Here is a 16,412-nt window from a genome sequence, read left to right on the forward strand (position 1 = left end):
CCCGCGCGGGGCAACAGGACCGCGCCATGTTATGAAAGCCCCTCATGCCCAACGATACCCTCGCGGAGCGCGCGCAACTGGATGCTCTGCCCGGCCCCTTGCTCGTCGAGTTCGGCGCCACCTGGTGCCCGCATTGCCAGGCCGCCGCGCCGCTGATCGAACGCGCCCTGGACACGGTCTCCGGCATCCGCCACATCAAGATCGAGGACGGGCCGGGCCAGCCCCTGGGCCGCTCGTTCAGGGTAAGGCTCTGGCCCACCCTGATTTTTCTGGTGGAAGGCCGGGAGATCGCCCGGCTTGTCCGCCCGGACGACGAACGCGCCATCGCCGATGAACTGGCCAGGCTGGCCGCGTCAATTCCCGGGCGCGAGTGACGCCAGCACTTCGTCGATCGTCGACACCGTCGCAAAGCGCCCCGCCAGAACGGTCTCGGTACGCTCGACCAGATCCGTCGCGGTCAGCACCCGCCCGGTTCCGGGATGCGTCATGTCGAAGGTCAGCGTCGCCTCCGATACGAAATCCACCCGGTAGCCCAGATCGGAAGCGACACGGGCGGTGGTTTCGCAGCACTGCTCGGTGCGGATGCCGGAAACGATCAGATGGTCGATGCCCCGCGTGCGCAGCCAACGGTCAAGACCGGTGTCCGTGAAGGCATTGTGCACATGCTTGACGAACGTCGCGTCCGGGCCGGCCGGCAACCAGTCCATCGGCCGCACCAGACCGGAGCGGGGCGAAAACGCTTCGTCGCCGTCCTCGTGCAGGATATGGACAATCGGCACGCCAAGCGCCCGGCAACCGCCGATCAGCGCAAGCAGCCTGTCGCGCAGAGCCGGCAGCGCCGCTTCGTTCCAGTACGGACGGTGACGGAAAGATTCCTGGACATCGATGACGACAAGAGCGGAAGCGGGCATGAGCCTCTCCTTTTCTGTGGGTTGACTCCCGCTATTCTGACCGGCTCCCCCGACCCGAAACAGACCGTTCCCCGACACTGACAGGACCGATCGCGCCATATCCGGATCAGGACGGGAAGCGCTGTGTCCTCAGCAGGCGCGGCATCAGGGCCAGCGGCGGGAATACCGGCATGGCGGGCGCCGGCTCCAGTCCCAGGGTCGTCAGCGTGGCTTCGCGGATGAACGCTTTCCAGCGCGGGGCATCAGCGCCGTCGGCGAACTGGATCAGTCCGACCTGGCGTCCCAGGCTCACGCAACGGAACAGGTACTCGAACCGGAACACCGCGGCCCGTCGGCCCTCCCACTGCGTCAACACGGTTTCGGCCGCGCCACCCGGGCATGATGAATCGAAGCGGTGCGCGGTTGCTCGCGGGCTTGTGGAAACATCACGGGACGGCCATCGACATGCGCCCGGCACGCATCAACGGGATGACAGGGCGGCTGTTTCTCGACAGAACGACGGGACGCATCGCGATGAGCCTCGCGCTCGGCATCGGTCCCGACGGCCTGATCCACGGACTCTGCGCCATGCGCAATCCGGACAAACTTCCCTCCTCTTCGCCGGCTTGCGTCTGAGCGGCAAAACCGTCCTGCCACCCGGCCAGGATTGCCCCGACTAACCAGTTCCGTCGTACCTCGCCGGCATCGCACCTCCCCGCCTTCGGCATGCGGTCATAGGCCGCACCATTCACGACAATAACATTTTTGCAACACCGCATCCTCACCCGGGTTCCCAACCAGGGAAAGGCGTGATAGTTTAAATGTGCTTTTTACGCAAATTTATTAAAGAAACAGCCAAACAAACAAAGGACATTATCATGCTTGAAGTGACCGCCATCATCATCACCACCTGCTTGCTGACCATGATCGTCAACACACTGCGCGACGCCCGCCAGGTGACCAACAATGGAGTCTGACAAATCTGAAAAATCCGATAAACGTATAACACCTTATAAATCAACAGGCTGAATCAAAACGATTCAGCCTGTTTTCATTCCAGACTTCGCTCTCCTTCTCAGTGTCGTCAGGCGACAGTCCGGCGCGACGCCGGCAAAACGCAAATATAAGAAAATCATTCAATACGCGAAAAAATGTTTTTCAAAACATGGCGTCAATGAAAAACATCATCACCTTTGCAGCCGCGGCCTCCGTCCGTTGTACACCGACCAGCGCCCCAACAGCCCGGGACCGAACACGTTCACCACCAGCCCGCCCAGCAGCAAGCCCGCTCCCGCCCATTGCCAGCCGCTCAGACGCTCACCGAGAAAAACCCACGCGCTAAGCACGCCGAACAGGGGAACGAGAAGGCTGTAGGGCGCCACGATATTGGCCGGATGGCGGCTCAACAACCGCGCCCACTGACCGTACCCGAACAAGGAGGCGACCACCGCCAGATAGCCCACCGCGAACAGGCTCTTGAACTGCAAGAGCGCGGCCAAATGAATCTGCTCGCGCTCGAGTCCCCAGGAAAACAGCCCGAACGGCACAACGAGAAACGGGCTGCACCAGACCACCACACCCAGCATGGCCGGCGTATGACCCCGGCGAATGAAGGCCCGGATCACCACATTGGAAAACGCCCAGGAAGCGGCCGCGCAAAGCGTCAGCCCGAACCCCAGCCAGGAAACCGTCGTGGAGCCGGTGGCATAGGCCAGGCACCACAGGCCGGCAAAACCGATGACCAGCCCCAGCACCTGGAGCGGACTGAACGATTCTTTCAACCAGAGAAAAGCGATGATCAGCGTCAGGAATGCCTGGCTTTGCAGCACGATGGAAGCGATCCCCGCCGGCATGCCCAGCTTGATGGCCAGAAACAGACAGGAAAACTGTCCGAACCCCATCGCCAGGCCGTACAGCGCCAGCCATCCCGCGGGCAGACGCGGTCGCGGCACAATCAGCATGCCGATCAGCGAGACGGCCAGAAAACGCAGGCCCCCGAGCAGAAACGGCGGCACTCCGGCCAATCCCCACTTGATGACCACGAAATTGAATCCCCAGACGGCGACAATCCCCAGAGCGATAAATCGGTCGAACCACGGCATCATGATCTCCTGTTGCGTCAGGACATCATCATTACACGTCGCAAGGAAGGACGATACCTCATCTACTTCGTAGAATTGCAAAGGATATTTATTTGAAATAATTCTTTCAAGAAAAGCCGCTAACATTGCGCCTTGTCCTTAACAATTCGGCACACCCAATCATGCGCCCCACCCCGCTCTCCGCCGGCGATCTGCTGCAGGTCGCTCCGAGCGTCGAACCTGACTGCACCAACCGCGAAGTGCTGGAACTGTTTGGCCGGCACAAGGCGTTGCCCTGCCTGCCAGTGATCGAGAGGGGCATCCCGATCGGCATGATCAACCGCAATCTGTTCGTCAGTCAGATGGCCAAGCCATTTCACCGGGAGGTTTTCGGGCGTAAGAGTTGCATCGCGTTCATGGACAAGAATCCGCTGGTCGTGGATGCGGACACATCGCTGACCGACCTGTCGTATCTGGCCGTCGAGAGCGGAGAGAAAGCGCTCAACGACGGCTTCATCGTCACGCGCGACACGCAATACTGCGGGATCGGCAGCGCCACGGATCTGATGCGCGCCATCACCGACCAGACCACCAGCAAGAACCGCCAGATGATGGAGTCCATCCATTACGCCAGCGTGATCCAGACCTCGTTCCTGCGCCAGTCCGCCCGGGAAATGCGGGCCGCGCTCGACGATCACGTGATGATCTGGGAGCCGCGCGATGTGGTGGGCGGCGATTACTATTACTTCCGGCGCCAGGAAAACGGTTTTTTCGCGGCGGTGATCGATTGCACCGGACATGGCGTGCCCGGCGCCTTCATGACGCTGATCATGGCCTCGGCGCTCGATCAGGTGCTCACCTCGTCAAGGCTGGACGATCCGGCCGCCCTGCTGTCCCGCGTCAACCGGCAAGTCAAGCAATCGCTCGGGCAATACGCGCCGGCCGACCGCTCGGTCATCCGGGGGGCCGGCTCGGACGATGGCATGGACGCGGCGTTCATGCATGTCGACCTGGCCGCCCGGCGGCTGACCTTCGCCGGGGCCAATACCCCGCTTTTCCTGCACCACCCCGGCGACGAGGCGATTCTCACCCTGGCCGGCAACCGCATGGGCGTCGCCTATGTCGATACCCCGGAAGACTACCGCTGGGACAACCACAGCGTGGCTCTCGCCCCGGGCAGCAGCGTGTGGGCCAGCAGCGACGGCATCATCGACCAGATCGGCTCGGAGCGGGGCATCGCCTTCGGCAAACGGCGCATGAAAGAGGTGCTGCTCGACCATATCGACGCCCCGCTGGAAGAACAGGGACGCCAGCTCATGCACAGCCTCTCGCGCTGGCAGGCCGCCGGCAACCAGCGCCGGCGCGACGATGTCAGCTTCATGGGCTTTCGCCTGCCTCGCGCCACCCCACCGGAACACTAGACCATGCTCGACCATTACCGCCGGTTCCGCGAACTGGCCGACAGCCACAAGGTGATTTTCTTTTACACCGGCACCTTTTCCCAGGCGGTGATTTCCGCCATGGCCGAAACACTGCGGACCCGGCTGACCGCCCAGGGACTCGCCGGCGTGAAGCAGCGCCGGCTGTATTCGAGCTTCATCGAAATGGCGCAGAACATCGTCCACTACTCGGCGGACACCATCACCGACGAGCGCGCCGACGATCACGAACTGCGCAATGGGCAGATCCTCATCGGCGAGGAGAACGGCACCCACTTCATCGTCTGCGGCAACCGCATCGCGGAGCGGGACATGCCGCGGCTGGCGCGCAAGCTCGATGTGCTGCGCGCGATGAGCCGCGAGGATATCAAGGCGCTCTACCGGGATACCCTGCGCGCCGACAACGAGGCGGCCAGCAAGGGCGCGGGATTGGGTTTCATCACGCTGGCGCGGGATGCCAGCGAACCGATCGAGTACCACTTCGAACCTTCAGGACAAGAACCGGCTTTCGTGATGTTCTACCTGAAAGCCATCATCTGATACGACGGAACCTCACCATGCAAAACATCCACCTTGCCGCGACGTCGATGACGCCGGCCATCGAATTCGACTTCGCCCGGCACCACCTGTCGCTGCGCGGCGAATCCTATCCCGAGAACGCGCAGGCGTTCTACCAGCCGCTGATCGCGAGCCTTTCCGATTATTGCCAGACATTGCGCAATGCCACCGTCACCGTCGAAGTCGCGCTGGCCTACTTCAACAGCGCCAGCACCAAGTCGCTGTTCACCCTGTTTTCCGTGCTGAATCAGGCGGCGGCGCGCGGCAACCACATCGTGCTCGACTGGCTGCACGACCCCGAGGACGACACGATCCTGGAATTCGGCCAGGAACTGGCAGACGATTTCGTCGCGCTGGAAGTGCGGTGCCTGGAGCGCATCTGATTCAGGCGCTTTTCAGGTCGCTTTGCATGCCGCCTTCGGCGAGGACCTCCTGAGCCCAAACCAGGGCATCGAACCACAGCCGGCAAACTTCCCGGGGCTCGAACCCCAGGTTGCGGGTCAGCGCCAGCGTGCGTTCGCTGGCGGCATGTTCCATTCGTACGGAGAGTTCCAGCCAGGGCGCGTGTACGCCCTTGCCCTCGCACAGCGCCTCTGAGACCTGCGCGGGCAGGTTCAACTGGCCCACCGCCTCGCGCAGCGGCAGGTTAAGCAGCCGGTCCAGCAGGGAAAATATTCCGGTCAGGAACATCTCCTCCCTATCGCGCGGCGACATCTGGACACTGGTGGCCGTTTCCATGAAACGCGCCCGCACCAGGGAGCGTTCGAGCAGGGAGATGTTATAGCCGTCATCCCGGTGCGAGTTGTACAGCAGCATGGATAGCCACTTGAACAGGGGCTCCCGCCCCAGCAACAGCAGCGACTCGCCAACGGTCTGCACTTTGCGCCCCAGTCCGTTGATCGGCGAATTGATGAAGCGCAGCAACTTGAAGAGCAAAATGGTATCCAGCTTGAACTGATGGTCGATTTCCTGGATATCGGCATTGGAGCGCAGGAGGCGCATGATGTGCATCACGCGCGTTTGCCCCGGATCGACCTGCATGGCGTGGGGAGAACGGGGCCGGCCCATGAAGTTGCCGTGAAACAGCATCGGTTTGGCCGACAGTGTCGACGACCGGCAATGGTCGAACATGTCCGGTGTCGCGATGTGCCGCACATACCAGCGGCGTCCGGAGAACTGACGCCCCAGCGACAGCATCATCCCGGACGAAAGATCGGCTCCCGCGGCATTGAGCACCAGCCATTCGGCGCGCGCCAGCACAAGATCGGTCAGAGGGTGTGCCGGCAACTGTTCGAGCCACGTCAAGGGTTCGATGGCGAAGCGGACGCCTTGCCGGCAAAACTCCTCGACGACGCTCTCCGCATCGGGCGCGATGGCTTGCGCGGCGCCCGGCATCAGGTGCAGCACCACTCCCGGACACGCGAGCTCGCCCAGGCAGTCAGCAGACAGCGCCTCGACGGACAGCGGCGCGATCAGCCGGCGATGGGCAAGCAACCGCCCCGCGCCGAGCCCGGCCAGCGCGTGCGCAAGATTGTCGCCGGCAGCCCCGGGCAACATCTCGTAGGCCATGACCCGCTGATGTTGATCGGCCACCGGTTGCCAGGCGAAAGAAAAATCGGGAGATAAGCGAACGTTGCTGTCGTTCATGCGGCGTCCTGTCCTATATCTTTCTTTTCATACTAGACCAGCCGCATGCAACTCACCGAATCCGGCCGGGTATCCTTGGCGTCTCCACCCGCACATCGGCACATTGCGCGCGATGCCGCAAGGCGTGATCCATCAGCACCAGCGCCAGCATCGCTTCCGCGATCGGGGTCGCGCGGATACCGACGCACGGATCGTGCCGCCCATGCGTCTCCATCGTCACTTCATTGCCGGCGGCATCGATGGAGCGCCGGGGAGTGGCGATGCTGGGGGTCGGCTTGATGGCGATCGACACTTCGATCGGCTGTCCCGTGGAGATCCCGCCGGTGACGCCTCCGGCATGGTTGCTCGCGAATCCGGCCAGCGTCAGCTCGTCGCCGTGCACACTGCCGCGCTGCGCGACGGCATCGAAACCCGCGCCGATCTCCACGCCTTTTACCGCGTTGATGCTCATCATGGCGTAAGCGATGTCGGCATCGAGCCGGTCGTACACCGGCTCCCCCCAGCCGACCGGCACATTGTCCGCGACGACGCGGATCCGCGCGCCGACCGAGTCGAGGCTTTTACGGATCGTGTCGACATACGCCTCCAGCTCCGGAACCGCATCCCGGTCCGCCGCGAAAAAGGGATTTTCCGGGACGGCGTCCCAATCGGTGAACGGGATGCGCTTCTCGCCCAACTGGGTCATGTGTCCGCGGATGACGATGCCGTAGCGCTCCTTGAGCCATTTTTTGGCGATGGCGCCGGCCGCCACGCGGACCGCGGTCTCGCGCGCCGAGGCGCGGCCGCCGCCACGCGGGTCGCGCACGCCGTATTTGTGCCAGTAGGCGTAATCGGCATGGCCGGGACGGAACACGTCGGCGATTTTGCTGTAATCACGGGAGCGCTGGTCGGTATTGCGGATCAGCAAAGCGATGGGAGTGCCGGTGGTGCGCCCCTCATAAACGCCGGAAAGGATTTCCACGGCGTCCGGTTCGCGGCGCTGGGTGACAAAGCGGCTGGTGCCGGGTTTCCTGCGATCGAGCTCGGCCTGGATGTCGGCCGCATCAAGAAGCAGCCCGGGCGGACAGCCGTCGACCACGCAGCCGATCGCCGGCCCGTGGCTTTCGCCGAAAGACGTGACGGTAAACAGGAGTCCCAACGTGTTGCCGGCCATGCTGCAATCCCTTTGTCTTTGATAGTCGGATTGATTCTAGCATGGCGGCACACGCCCGCCGCTACCAGGGAAGGGATTCGTTTCGGCGGCGGAACCAGCCCGTCACGGACAGGCGGGGACACCTCGCGGGCAGCACCTCGTGCCAGAAACGGCCGGAAAGGAACAGGGCCAGCGTCCCGGCCTCGGGCTCGATGTCCCGGTAGTCGGTGCAGTCCTCGTCAAGATAGAGGCGCATCTGGCCACCGTTTTCCGGTTGCCACGCCTCGTTCAGATAGAGCACGGCGGTCAGCGTGCGGGCATCGTCGTCGCGGAAGCGGTCAAGATGCTTCTTGTAAAACGTGCCCTCCGGAAACACCGCGAAATGGGCCTCCAGGTCGTGAAGCCCCAGAAACAGCTGCCGGTTCACGGCAACGCGGATCTCGTCCAGAATGGCGAAATACCGGCTCAGCGCGGGGCTGGGGCGGGCTTCGTCCAGCCACAGCACGGAGTCGGAACGGATTTCGGCGCGCCGCCGCTGTCCTTCCGCCCGTCCCGTGGCGGCTTCGTGGAACTTTCCATCGCGCCACTCCGCTTCGCAGGCGACGCGCAGCGCGGCGACGTCTTCGCGCGAGAACAGGGTGGTGTCCACCACCCAGCCCCGCTCGAGCAGCGCATCGGTCAGATGCGCCGTCATGGCGCGCTCCGGCCGGCGCCGAAACGTTCGACCCTGAGTTCGGGATGCGCGCCGGATGCCGGATCGACGCTCTCCTGCTTCATCAACCGAAGCTGGCCGCCGCCGAACACTTCGGCCACGATCTGATAACTGCCGCCGGGTTTCGCCGCGGCCTTGTCGTACACCAGGGAAAAGGCCACAGGCGCCGATTTAGGATGCTCGATGATCGACTCGGCCAATAGCGATGCCGGCGCGTCGGCACGGCTGACATCGAGCAGACGCACGTGGACGCTGCCCACTCCGGCCACCTCGGCGCCCGCGGGCAGGACAACGCTGCCATCGAGCGCCGCCGGTTCCCAGGCGTGGCAGACGATCGGCAAGAGCCATCCGCCGATCAGGGCGAACGCGCCCCGCCTCATGCGGCGGGCTCCAGCCGGGCGCCGTCAAGCTTCACGCGGCGGCCGCCGGACGGAACCCACTCGCCCTGTCGACGCCAGGTCTTGGCGGGATCCTCGAGCAGCACGTACCAGTGGCGGGCCGGATGGGTGATCGGAGCCAGCACGCCCTGGTAGACATTGCCGTCGACGCGCGTCAGCACGCTGATGATGTCGTAATCGTCCTGGGTCGGATGCACCAGGGACAGCGACAGGGTATCCGGCAAGGGTTTCTCCGCGGAGACTTCCACCCGGACAGAGCGCATGTCGGCGGAGAACTCCGCGTGACCGGCGATTTTCAGGCTGTCGGCCATATGGTCGCGCTTGAGCTCCATATTGATTTCCTTGCCGCGCTTATAGTAGTCGTCCACCACCAGGCCATCGTCGGTCACGATGGCGGCGCGCAAAAACGCCGCGCCGACGGCGATCGAGGCCAAGGGGCCGATCATCAGCAGCCAGGGCCAGCGATGCCGGTACCACGGCTTGATCGTCTGCTGCTCTTGCATCACTTATTCTCCAATGAAGCTGGATTTTTCTTCCAGTCGCAAGGATGGATTATCCACGGATTCGATCACGAAATGAATCTCGTGGCTACCCTTGGTCGCATATTGCGGATCGGCCTGAACCCGCACGCCCACCGTTTCGTTGGCGGTCGGTTTGACCTCGACCACCTTCTGATCCATGGTCAGGCGGATATCCGGCATTCCCTTGACACTGATGCGGAAGCGCTGCGTGCCTTCGGACACGTTCATGATCTTCAGGCTGTAGCTGTTCTCCAGCCAGCCATCGTCGGTCTCGCGCACCAGCGACGCCCGGTCGCGCAGCACATCGACCTTGAACGGCTTTTTCAGGATCAGGCCGGTGACCGCCGCCGCGAACACGATGCCGACCACAAGACAGTACAGCACCACGCGCGGGCGCTTCAGGCGGGAGACGATCTGGCTTTCCGGGTACTTGCCCTCCAGCGCGTTTTCCGTGGTGTAGCGAATCAGGCCGCGCGGAGAGCCGACCTTGTCCATGACTTCGTCGCAGGCGTCGATACAGGCGGCACAGCCGATGCACTCGTACTGCAGGCCATTGCGGATGTCGATGCCCACCGGGCATACCTGCACGCAGATGCTGCAGTTGACGCAATCGCCGAGATTGGCGTTCTCGGCGCCCTTCTTGCGGGCACCGCGCGGTTCGCCGCGTTTTTCGTCATAGGAGATGATCAGGGTATCGGCATCGAACATCACGCTCTGGAAACGGGCGTACGGACACATGTACTTGCACACCTGCTCGCGCATGAATCCGGCGAAGAGGTAAGTGAAGCCCGAATAGAAGAACATCCAGAAGATTTCCCAGGTGCCGTAGCTGAACGTCGGCGCGGCCTCCACCAGACTGCGGATCGGCGTGAAGTAGCCGACCAGGGTAAAGCCCGTCAGCAGGGAAAACGCGATCATCAACGCATGCTTGGTGAACTTCAGGCGGAATTTGCGCAGACTCATCGGCGACTTGTCGAGTTTCATGCGCTTGGCGCGGTCGCCTTCCACCCAGTGCTCGATCCACAACATGATTTCGGTGTAGACCGTCTGCGGGCAGGAGTAGCCGCACCACAGGCGTCCGGCGATGGTCGTCCAGGCGAACAGGCCGAACGCGCAGCACATCAGGAGCGCGGACAGAAAAATGAAATCCTGCGGCCAGAAGGTCATGCCGAACAGGAAGAACTTGCGCTCGACCATATCGAAGAGCACGGCCTGGCGTCCGTTCCAGCTCAGCCAGGGCAGACCGAGATACACCAGTTGCGTCGCCAGCACGACAAAAACACGCCAGTTGTTGAAGACTCCCCGAACACTGCGCGGGTAGATTTTCTTGGCGGCCTCGTAAAGCGAGATTTCGGTGGCGTCGCCCTCCGGGGGCACGTGTTCTACCTTGACGGGAATATCCTTGAGCGAATCAGACATGAGGCTTTTCCTGAAAGAGGATTTCGCAAAGTTCACTCCATGAACTTTACGCAATCCACTGGGTTTGCGCTGTTACTTTACAAAAACATATAACAAAACGGGGATACAACACTGCCCGCTTTCGCGGGCAGTGTCACTGGCCGGATTACTTGGCCGCTTGCGGATTGTTGGAGAGACTCCAGACATACGCCGCGAGCACATGCACCTTGCCCTCGCCCAGGAAGTCCTTCCAGGCCGGCATCTGGTTGTTGCGACCGTTGGTGATGGTCTCGATGATGGTCTTTTCCGTACCGCCGTACAGCCAGTTGCCGCTCGGGTGCGTCAGGTTCGGCGCGCCAAGGGCCTGATTGCCCTTGCCGTCGACGCCGTGACACGTGAAGCAGATGGCCTTGAAGGTTTCCGAACCGCGCGCCGCGCGCTCGGCGTCATGCTTCTTGTTGGACAGCGACAATACGTAGTTGGCGACGTCCTTCACCTTCTCTTCGCCGAACTGCGCACCGAACGCCGGCATCTGGCCATGGCGACCGCCCATGATGGTGGTCTTGATGGTTTCCGGCGCGCCGCCGTACAGCCAGTCATGATTCACCAGGTTCGGGAAGCCCTTCGCGCCGCGCGCATCGGAGCCGTGGCACTGCACGCAGTAGGTCTGGAACAGGCGCTTGCCCATCTCCTGCGCCTTCGGATCGGCGGCGACAGCCTTCAGATCCTGCTTCAGGTACTGGTCGTACAGGGGTTTGTACTTGGCTTCCGCCTGGGCACGCTCCTCCTTGTACTGACCGACCGACGTCCAGTGGCGCAGACCGGGGAACGCGCCAAGGCCGGGGTACAGGGCCAGGTAGACCACGCCGAAGGCCAGGGTGATGTAGAACATCAGCATCCACCACAGCGGCAGCGGGTTGTTGTACTCCTCCAGGTCGCCGTCCCAGACGTGACCGAGCGTTTGAACCTGCTCACCCGGCTTGACCGTAGTCTTGGACTGGGTGAACAGAAGTACGGTGAGACCCACGAAACCGCCAACGACGATGGCGATAATCCAGATCCCCCAGAAGTCACTCACGAAATCACTCATTGCTTTACTCCGTTTGTGGGCTCCTCGCCCTTGCTGCCCTCGGGACGGTCGTCGTCCTCGATCACCATAGCGGCCACTTCGTCGTAACGTTTCCTCGACGATTTGCTATAAGCGATCCAGACGACGAGCGCGAAGGTCCCGACGCACAGCAGGGTGAAGAGCTCGCGCCCGAGATTGGTCAGGTCCATGGCTTAGCGCACGTTCTTCAGCGCAAGGCCCAGGCTCTGCAGATACGCGATCACTGCGTCGAGCTCGGACTTGCCTTCGACTTCCGCCTTGCCTTCCGCGATTTCCTTGTCGGTATACGGCACACCGACAATACGCAGCGCTTTCATCTTGGCGGCGACGCCATCGGCGTCGGCCAGATTCTTCGCCAGCCACGGGAACGCGGGCATGTTGGACTCGGGAACCACGTCGCGCGGGTTGGTCAGGTGCACGCGGTGCCATTCATCCGAATAGCGGCCGCCGACACGGGCCAGGTCCGGACCGGTACGCTTGGAGCCCCACTGGAACGGATGGTCGTACACCGACTCGCCCGCCACGGAGTAGTGGCCATAGCGCTCGGTCTCGGCGCGGAACGGACGGATCATCTGCGAGTGGCAGGTGTAGCAGCCTTCGCGGATGAAGATGTCGCGGCCGGTCAGTTGCAGCGCGGTATACGGCTTCACGCCGGCAACCGGTTCGGTCGTCGACTTCTGGAAGGCCAGCGGAACGATTTCCGCGAGGCCGGCAATGCTGATGACGATCAGCGTGAACACGATCAGAAAACCGACGTGCTCTTCAACAAGTTTCTGAATCTTATCCATTTGCTTCACCTTTCCCGGATCAAGCGTGACCGTGCGCGGCGGCGATAGCCGGAATCTTGCCGTCAACGGCCTTGCCCACACTGATGGTGCGGAAGACGTTGTAAGCCATCATCACCATGCCGACCAGGTAGAGCAAGCCACCCAGGACACGTACGGTATGGTACGGGTAGGTCGCCTTGACCGCTTCGATGAAGGCGTAGGTCAGCGTGCCGTCCGGGTTCAGGGCGCGCCACATCAGACCCTGGGTCACACCGGCGATCCACATCGAGGCGATGTAGAGCACCACGCCCACGGTCGCCACCCAGAAGTGGGCCTCGATCAGCTTGATGCTGTACATCTGCTCACGGCCCCACAGACGCGGGATCAGGTAGTAGATCGAACCGATGGTGATGAAGCCGACCCAGCCCAGAGCGCCGGAGTGCACGTGGCCGATACCCCAGTCGGTGTAGTGGGACAGCGCATTGACGGTCTTGATCGACATCATCGGACCTTCGAAGGTCGACATGCCGTAGAAGGACAGCGATACGATCAGGAACTTCAGGATCGGATCGGTGCGCAGTTTGTGCCAGGCGCCCGACAGGGTCATGATGCCGTTGATCATGCCGCCCCAGCTAGGCGCCAGCAGGATCAGGGAGAACACCATGCCGACGGACTGGGTCCAGTCAGGCAGGGCGGTGTAGTGCAGGTGGTGCGGACCGGCCCACATATAGGTGAAGATCAGCGCCCAGAAGTGCACCACGGACAGGCGGTACGAGTAGATCGGACGGCCGGCCTGCTTGGGCACGAAGTAATACATCATGCCAAGGAACGCGGCGGTCAGGAAGAAGCCCACGGCGTTGTGGCCGTACCACCATTGCACCATGGCGTCGACGGCGCCGGAGTAGACCGCGTAGGACTTGGTCAGGCTCACCGGGATGAAGGCGCTGTTGACGACGTGCAGCAGGGCAACGGCCAGGATGAAGGCGCCGTAGAACCAGTTCGCGACATAGATGTGCTTGACCTTGCGGATCGCGATGGTCCCGAAGAACACAATGGCATACACAACCCAGATGATGGTGATCAGTACCTTGATCGGCCATTCAAGCTCGGCGTACTCCTTGCCGAACGTGTACCCCAGCGGGAACGTGACGGCGGCGAGCACGATGACCAGTTGCCATCCCCAGAAGGTGAAGGCGGCCAGTTTGTCGGAGATGAGTCGGACGTTACAGGTCCGTTGCACCACATAGTACGACGTGGCGAACAGACCGCAACCGCCAAAGGCGAAGATCACTGCGTTCGTGTGCAGCGGGCGCAAGCGGCCAAAGTGGAACCAGGGCCCGAAATTGAGCTCGGGCCACACCAGCTGGGCCGCAATAATGACGCCCACCAGCATGCCGACGATGCCCCAAACCACGGTCATCACGGCAAACTGGCGCACCACCTTATAGTTATAAGTGGATTGCGTTTCCATTTAAGGTTTTCTCCAAGGTTGCAAACTCAGAACGATAAAACCGAGCAGCTTGAAAACCGCCTTTTTCACCCCATTTGCACGGAAAGGAAAGAGGAGGCAGCCACCAGCATTACGAACTTGAGATAAATCAAGCGTTTGAGCCCTGAACACGTCGCATGGCGATCTTGTGTCGCCTTGGCCGTGCTCCCGACGTCGCGCTATTACCCCGTATATTCAACGCCGTATTCTAAATCAATTACCCAGTGCAGGCCACTGCATAAGCGGTCTTGCGGGCTGTCGGCTAAAGCGTCCGGAGCGAATCAGAGCGGATGCCGTCGAAATAAACGACCGCACCACCTGTGTGGATTATATTGTCATGTCCGACCCGACCCTTGACGTGGATCAACTCGCCATATCTCTCTACCGTCATTCACAACAGATGCTAGAATCATAGCTTTTATGCGCAATCAGGTAAGCCCGACATGAATGTTCCTGTTCATTATCGTATCCACCCGGTGTCGCCCGAAGCCCACCTGTACGAAATTACCCTAACGGTCAGGGAACCGGCCAAAAAGGGCCAGGTGTTTCAGCTTCCCGCGTGGATTCCCGGCAGCTACATGATTCGCGAGTTCTCGCGCCATATCGTGAAACTGGCCGCGCGTTCCGGCGGCAAACCCGTCGCGCTGGAAAAACTCGACAAGCACACCTGGCAAGCGGCGCCGGTGAAGGGCCCCCTGGTGCTGACCTACCAGGTCTACGCCTTCGATCTGTCCGTGCGCGGCGCCTGGCTTGACGCGCAACGCGGCTTTTTCAACGGCACCAGCGTCTTCCTGATGGCAGAGGGCTACGAGAACAGCCCCTGCGAGGTCGAGATTCAACCGCCCGAGGGCGAGGACTACGCCGACTGGCGCGTGGCGACCGCTCTGCCCGCCGTCGACGTCAAAAAGAAAACCGCCTTCGGCCGCTACCGCGCCGCCAACTATGACGAGCTGATCGACCATCCGGTGGAAATGGGTCTTTTCGAACGCGTCACCTTCAAGGCCTGCGGCGTTCCGCACGAGTTCGTCGTGTCCGGCCGCTTCTCGGCCGACCTCAAGCGGCTGGCGCGCGATGTCAAGAAAATCTGTGAATGGCAGATCCGTTTCTTCGGCGAACCGGCCCCCTTCGACCGTTACGTATTCATGCTGTTCGCCGGCAAGGATCTCTATGGCGGACTGGAGCACCGGGCCTCGACGGCGCTGTTCGCGCACCGCGACGACCTGCCGGCGCACGGCGCGAAAGACATCTCCGACGGCTACCTGAAACTGCTCGGCCTGATCAGCCACGAGTATTTCCACAGCTGGAACGTCAAGCGCATGAAGCCGGCGGCGTTCGTGCCCTACGACCTGACACGCGAAGCCCACACCACCCTGCTGTGGGCCTTCGAGGGCATCACCTCCTACTACGACGACCTCGCGCTGGTGCGCGCCGGCCTGATCGACGAGAAACGCTATCTGGGCCTGTTGGCCCGCACCATCACCGGGGTGCGGCGCGGCGCCGGACGTCTGAAGCAGACGCTCGCCGATTCGAGCTTCGACGCCTGGACCAAGTACTACCGCCAGGACGAGAACAGCCCCAACAGCATCGTCAGTTATTACACCAAGGGCTCCCTCGCCGCGCTGGCGCTGGATCTGACCCTGCGCCGCGAAACACGGGACGCGCGCAGCCTCGACGACGTGATGAAGGCACTGTGGGCCAAGTGGCTCGCCGACGGCAAGGGCCTCGCCGAAGGCGAATGGGAAGCCGTCGCCTCGGAGGTCGCCGGATTCGATCTCGCGCCGTTCTTCGATGCGGCGCTGCGCTCGACGCGCGAGCTGCCGCTCGAGGAACTTCTCGCCAGCCAGGGCGTCACCCTGCACTGGGATCATGCCGGGTCGGCATCGGACACCGGATCGGTGGAGGACCGCTTCGCCGCGACCCCCGCGAGCCTGACGCTCGGCGTGAAAACCGCCGCGGACCCCGCCGGCGTGAAGCTGACTCACGTGCTCGACGGCGGCGCGGCCCAGGAAGCGGGTCTTTCCGGCGGCGATGTGCTCGTCGCGCTTGACGGACTGAAGGTCACGGATCTTGAGAAGGCGCTGCAGCGCCTCGCACCGAATAAAAAAATACGGGCCCACGCATTCCGCCGCGACGAACTGATCGCGGTGCATGTCGTTCCGAAAGCGGCGGACGCCGACACCTGCCGGCTGGTTCCCGGCGACAACGGCGCGCGCTGGCTGAAAACGGGCTCGACCCCCCTCCACCCCACAAAGGTTGAAAGGTAGTAGAGAAA

At 62.3% G+C, this 16,412-nt stretch carries 19 protein-coding genes; 6 read left to right on the plus strand and 13 right to left on the minus strand.

The genetic code is table 11. The features are described 5' to 3' along the window. The first annotated feature begins 44 nt into the window (after window positions 1–44). Entirely contained in the window at window positions 45–374 is a 330-nt protein-coding gene (locus JNO50_RS14995) for a thioredoxin family protein (protein ID WP_189530248.1), read from the plus strand. Here the strand turns inward: JNO50_RS14995 and JNO50_RS15000 are convergent. Both JNO50_RS15000 and JNO50_RS15005 read right to left on the minus strand, forming a co-directional pair. Further along, window positions 354–911, minus strand: a complete 558-nt coding sequence (locus JNO50_RS15000; RefSeq protein WP_189530246.1) for an isochorismatase family protein — start codon at window positions 909–911, stop codon at window positions 354–356. The two genes, JNO50_RS14995 and JNO50_RS15000, sit on opposite strands and share 21 nt — an antisense overlap. Window positions 912–1,017: 106 nt before the next feature. Continuing rightward, window positions 1,018–1,263 (minus strand): hypothetical protein, encoded by a 246-nt coding sequence (locus JNO50_RS15005; protein WP_189530244.1) that lies wholly within the window; start codon window positions 1,261–1,263, stop codon window positions 1,018–1,020. Window positions 1,264–1,289: 26 nt separating this feature from the next. Here JNO50_RS15005 and JNO50_RS15010 point away from each other — a divergent pair, with 26 nt between their 5' ends. Beyond that, window positions 1,290–1,526 carry a sigma-70 family RNA polymerase sigma factor family protein gene (locus JNO50_RS15010; protein ID WP_189530242.1) on the plus strand — a complete coding sequence of 79 codons (237 nt, stop codon included), beginning with the start codon at window positions 1,290–1,292 and terminating at the stop codon, window positions 1,524–1,526. Between the two features lie 551 nt (window positions 1,527–2,077). On the opposite strand, the gene JNO50_RS15015 is transcribed toward JNO50_RS15010, so the two are convergent. After that, the gene (locus JNO50_RS15015; RefSeq protein ID WP_229804410.1) at window positions 2,078–2,995 is read right to left on the minus strand and encodes an EamA family transporter; all 918 of its coding nucleotides are present in this window, start codon (window positions 2,993–2,995) and stop codon (window positions 2,078–2,080) included. Between the two features lie 158 nt (window positions 2,996–3,153). Here JNO50_RS15015 and JNO50_RS15020 point away from each other — a divergent pair, with 158 nt between their 5' ends. Genes JNO50_RS15020 through JNO50_RS15030 form a run of 3 tightly spaced genes read left to right on the plus strand, consistent with a single transcriptional unit; the run spans window position 3,154 to window position 5,351 of the window. Then, window positions 3,154–4,392 carry a SpoIIE family protein phosphatase gene (locus JNO50_RS15020; RefSeq protein WP_189530240.1) on the plus strand — a complete coding sequence of 413 codons (1,239 nt, stop codon included), beginning with the start codon at window positions 3,154–3,156 and terminating at the stop codon, window positions 4,390–4,392. A 3-nt stretch (window positions 4,393–4,395) separates the two neighbouring features. After that, complete coding sequence (locus tag JNO50_RS15025; protein WP_189530238.1) at window positions 4,396–4,950, plus strand: SiaB family protein kinase; 555 nt, start codon at window positions 4,396–4,398, stop codon at window positions 4,948–4,950. A gap of 17 nt (window positions 4,951–4,967) precedes the next feature. Continuing rightward, complete coding sequence (locus JNO50_RS15030; RefSeq protein WP_189530236.1) at window positions 4,968–5,351, plus strand: DUF1987 domain-containing protein; 384 nt, start codon at window positions 4,968–4,970, stop codon at window positions 5,349–5,351. 1 nt (window position 5,352) lies between these two features. Here the strand turns inward: JNO50_RS15030 and JNO50_RS15035 are convergent, their stop codons facing one another. The 10 genes from JNO50_RS15035 to ccoN form a co-directional block, all read right to left on the minus strand. Then, complete coding sequence (locus JNO50_RS15035) at window positions 5,353–6,615, minus strand: EAL and HDOD domain-containing protein (RefSeq protein ID WP_189530234.1); 1,263 nt, start codon at window positions 6,613–6,615, stop codon at window positions 5,353–5,355. Between the two features lie 52 nt (window positions 6,616–6,667). Further along, window positions 6,668–7,768 (minus strand): chorismate synthase, encoded by a 1,101-nt coding sequence (gene aroC / locus JNO50_RS15040; RefSeq protein ID WP_189530232.1) that lies wholly within the window; start codon window positions 7,766–7,768, stop codon window positions 6,668–6,670. A gap of 61 nt (window positions 7,769–7,829) precedes the next feature. Beyond that, window positions 7,830–8,441, minus strand: coding sequence for a 2OG-Fe(II) oxygenase (locus JNO50_RS15045; protein WP_189530228.1), 612 nt, complete (start codon window positions 8,439–8,441; stop codon window positions 7,830–7,832). Continuing rightward, the gene (locus JNO50_RS15050) at window positions 8,438–8,839 is read right to left on the minus strand and encodes a YbaY family lipoprotein (protein WP_189530227.1); all 402 of its coding nucleotides are present in this window, start codon (window positions 8,837–8,839) and stop codon (window positions 8,438–8,440) included. Before JNO50_RS15050 ends, JNO50_RS15045 begins: the two co-directional genes overlap by 4 nt. Next, window positions 8,836–9,360: a FixH family protein gene (locus JNO50_RS15055; RefSeq protein ID WP_189530225.1), complete on the minus strand. Its 525-nt coding sequence runs from the start codon at window positions 9,358–9,360 to the stop codon at window positions 8,836–8,838. The genes JNO50_RS15050 and JNO50_RS15055 overlap by 4 nt, the downstream gene beginning before the upstream one ends. 3 nt (window positions 9,361–9,363) lie before the next feature. Next, on the minus strand, window positions 9,364–10,797 hold the full coding sequence (gene ccoG, locus JNO50_RS15060; protein ID WP_189530223.1) for a cytochrome c oxidase accessory protein CcoG: 1,434 nt from the start codon (window positions 10,795–10,797) through the stop codon (window positions 9,364–9,366). Between the two features lie 145 nt (window positions 10,798–10,942). Then, window positions 10,943–11,866, minus strand: a complete 924-nt coding sequence (gene ccoP, locus JNO50_RS15065; RefSeq protein ID WP_189530220.1) for a cytochrome-c oxidase, cbb3-type subunit III — start codon at window positions 11,864–11,866, stop codon at window positions 10,943–10,945. After that, the gene (locus JNO50_RS15070; RefSeq protein WP_189530218.1) at window positions 11,863–12,054 is read right to left on the minus strand and encodes a cbb3-type cytochrome oxidase subunit 3; all 192 of its coding nucleotides are present in this window, start codon (window positions 12,052–12,054) and stop codon (window positions 11,863–11,865) included. The genes ccoP and JNO50_RS15070 overlap by 4 nt, the downstream gene beginning before the upstream one ends. 3 nt (window positions 12,055–12,057) lie before the next feature. After that, entirely contained in the window at window positions 12,058–12,672 is a 615-nt protein-coding gene (gene ccoO / locus JNO50_RS15075; RefSeq protein WP_189530216.1) for a cytochrome-c oxidase, cbb3-type subunit II, read from the minus strand. Between the two features lie 19 nt (window positions 12,673–12,691). Then, complete coding sequence (ccoN, locus tag JNO50_RS15080) at window positions 12,692–14,122, minus strand: cytochrome-c oxidase, cbb3-type subunit I (RefSeq protein WP_189530214.1); 1,431 nt, start codon at window positions 14,120–14,122, stop codon at window positions 12,692–12,694. Window positions 14,123–14,583: 461 nt separating this feature from the next. Between ccoN and JNO50_RS15085 the strand changes: the two genes are divergently transcribed. Beyond that, complete coding sequence (locus JNO50_RS15085) at window positions 14,584–16,404, plus strand: M61 family metallopeptidase (RefSeq protein ID WP_189530211.1); 1,821 nt, start codon at window positions 14,584–14,586, stop codon at window positions 16,402–16,404. The last annotated feature ends 8 nt before the right edge of the window (window positions 16,405–16,412 follow it).

Origin of the sequence: Paludibacterium paludis, from assembly GCF_018802605.1 — a bacterium.
Lineage (GTDB): Bacteria > Pseudomonadota > Gammaproteobacteria > Burkholderiales > Chromobacteriaceae > Paludibacterium > Paludibacterium paludis.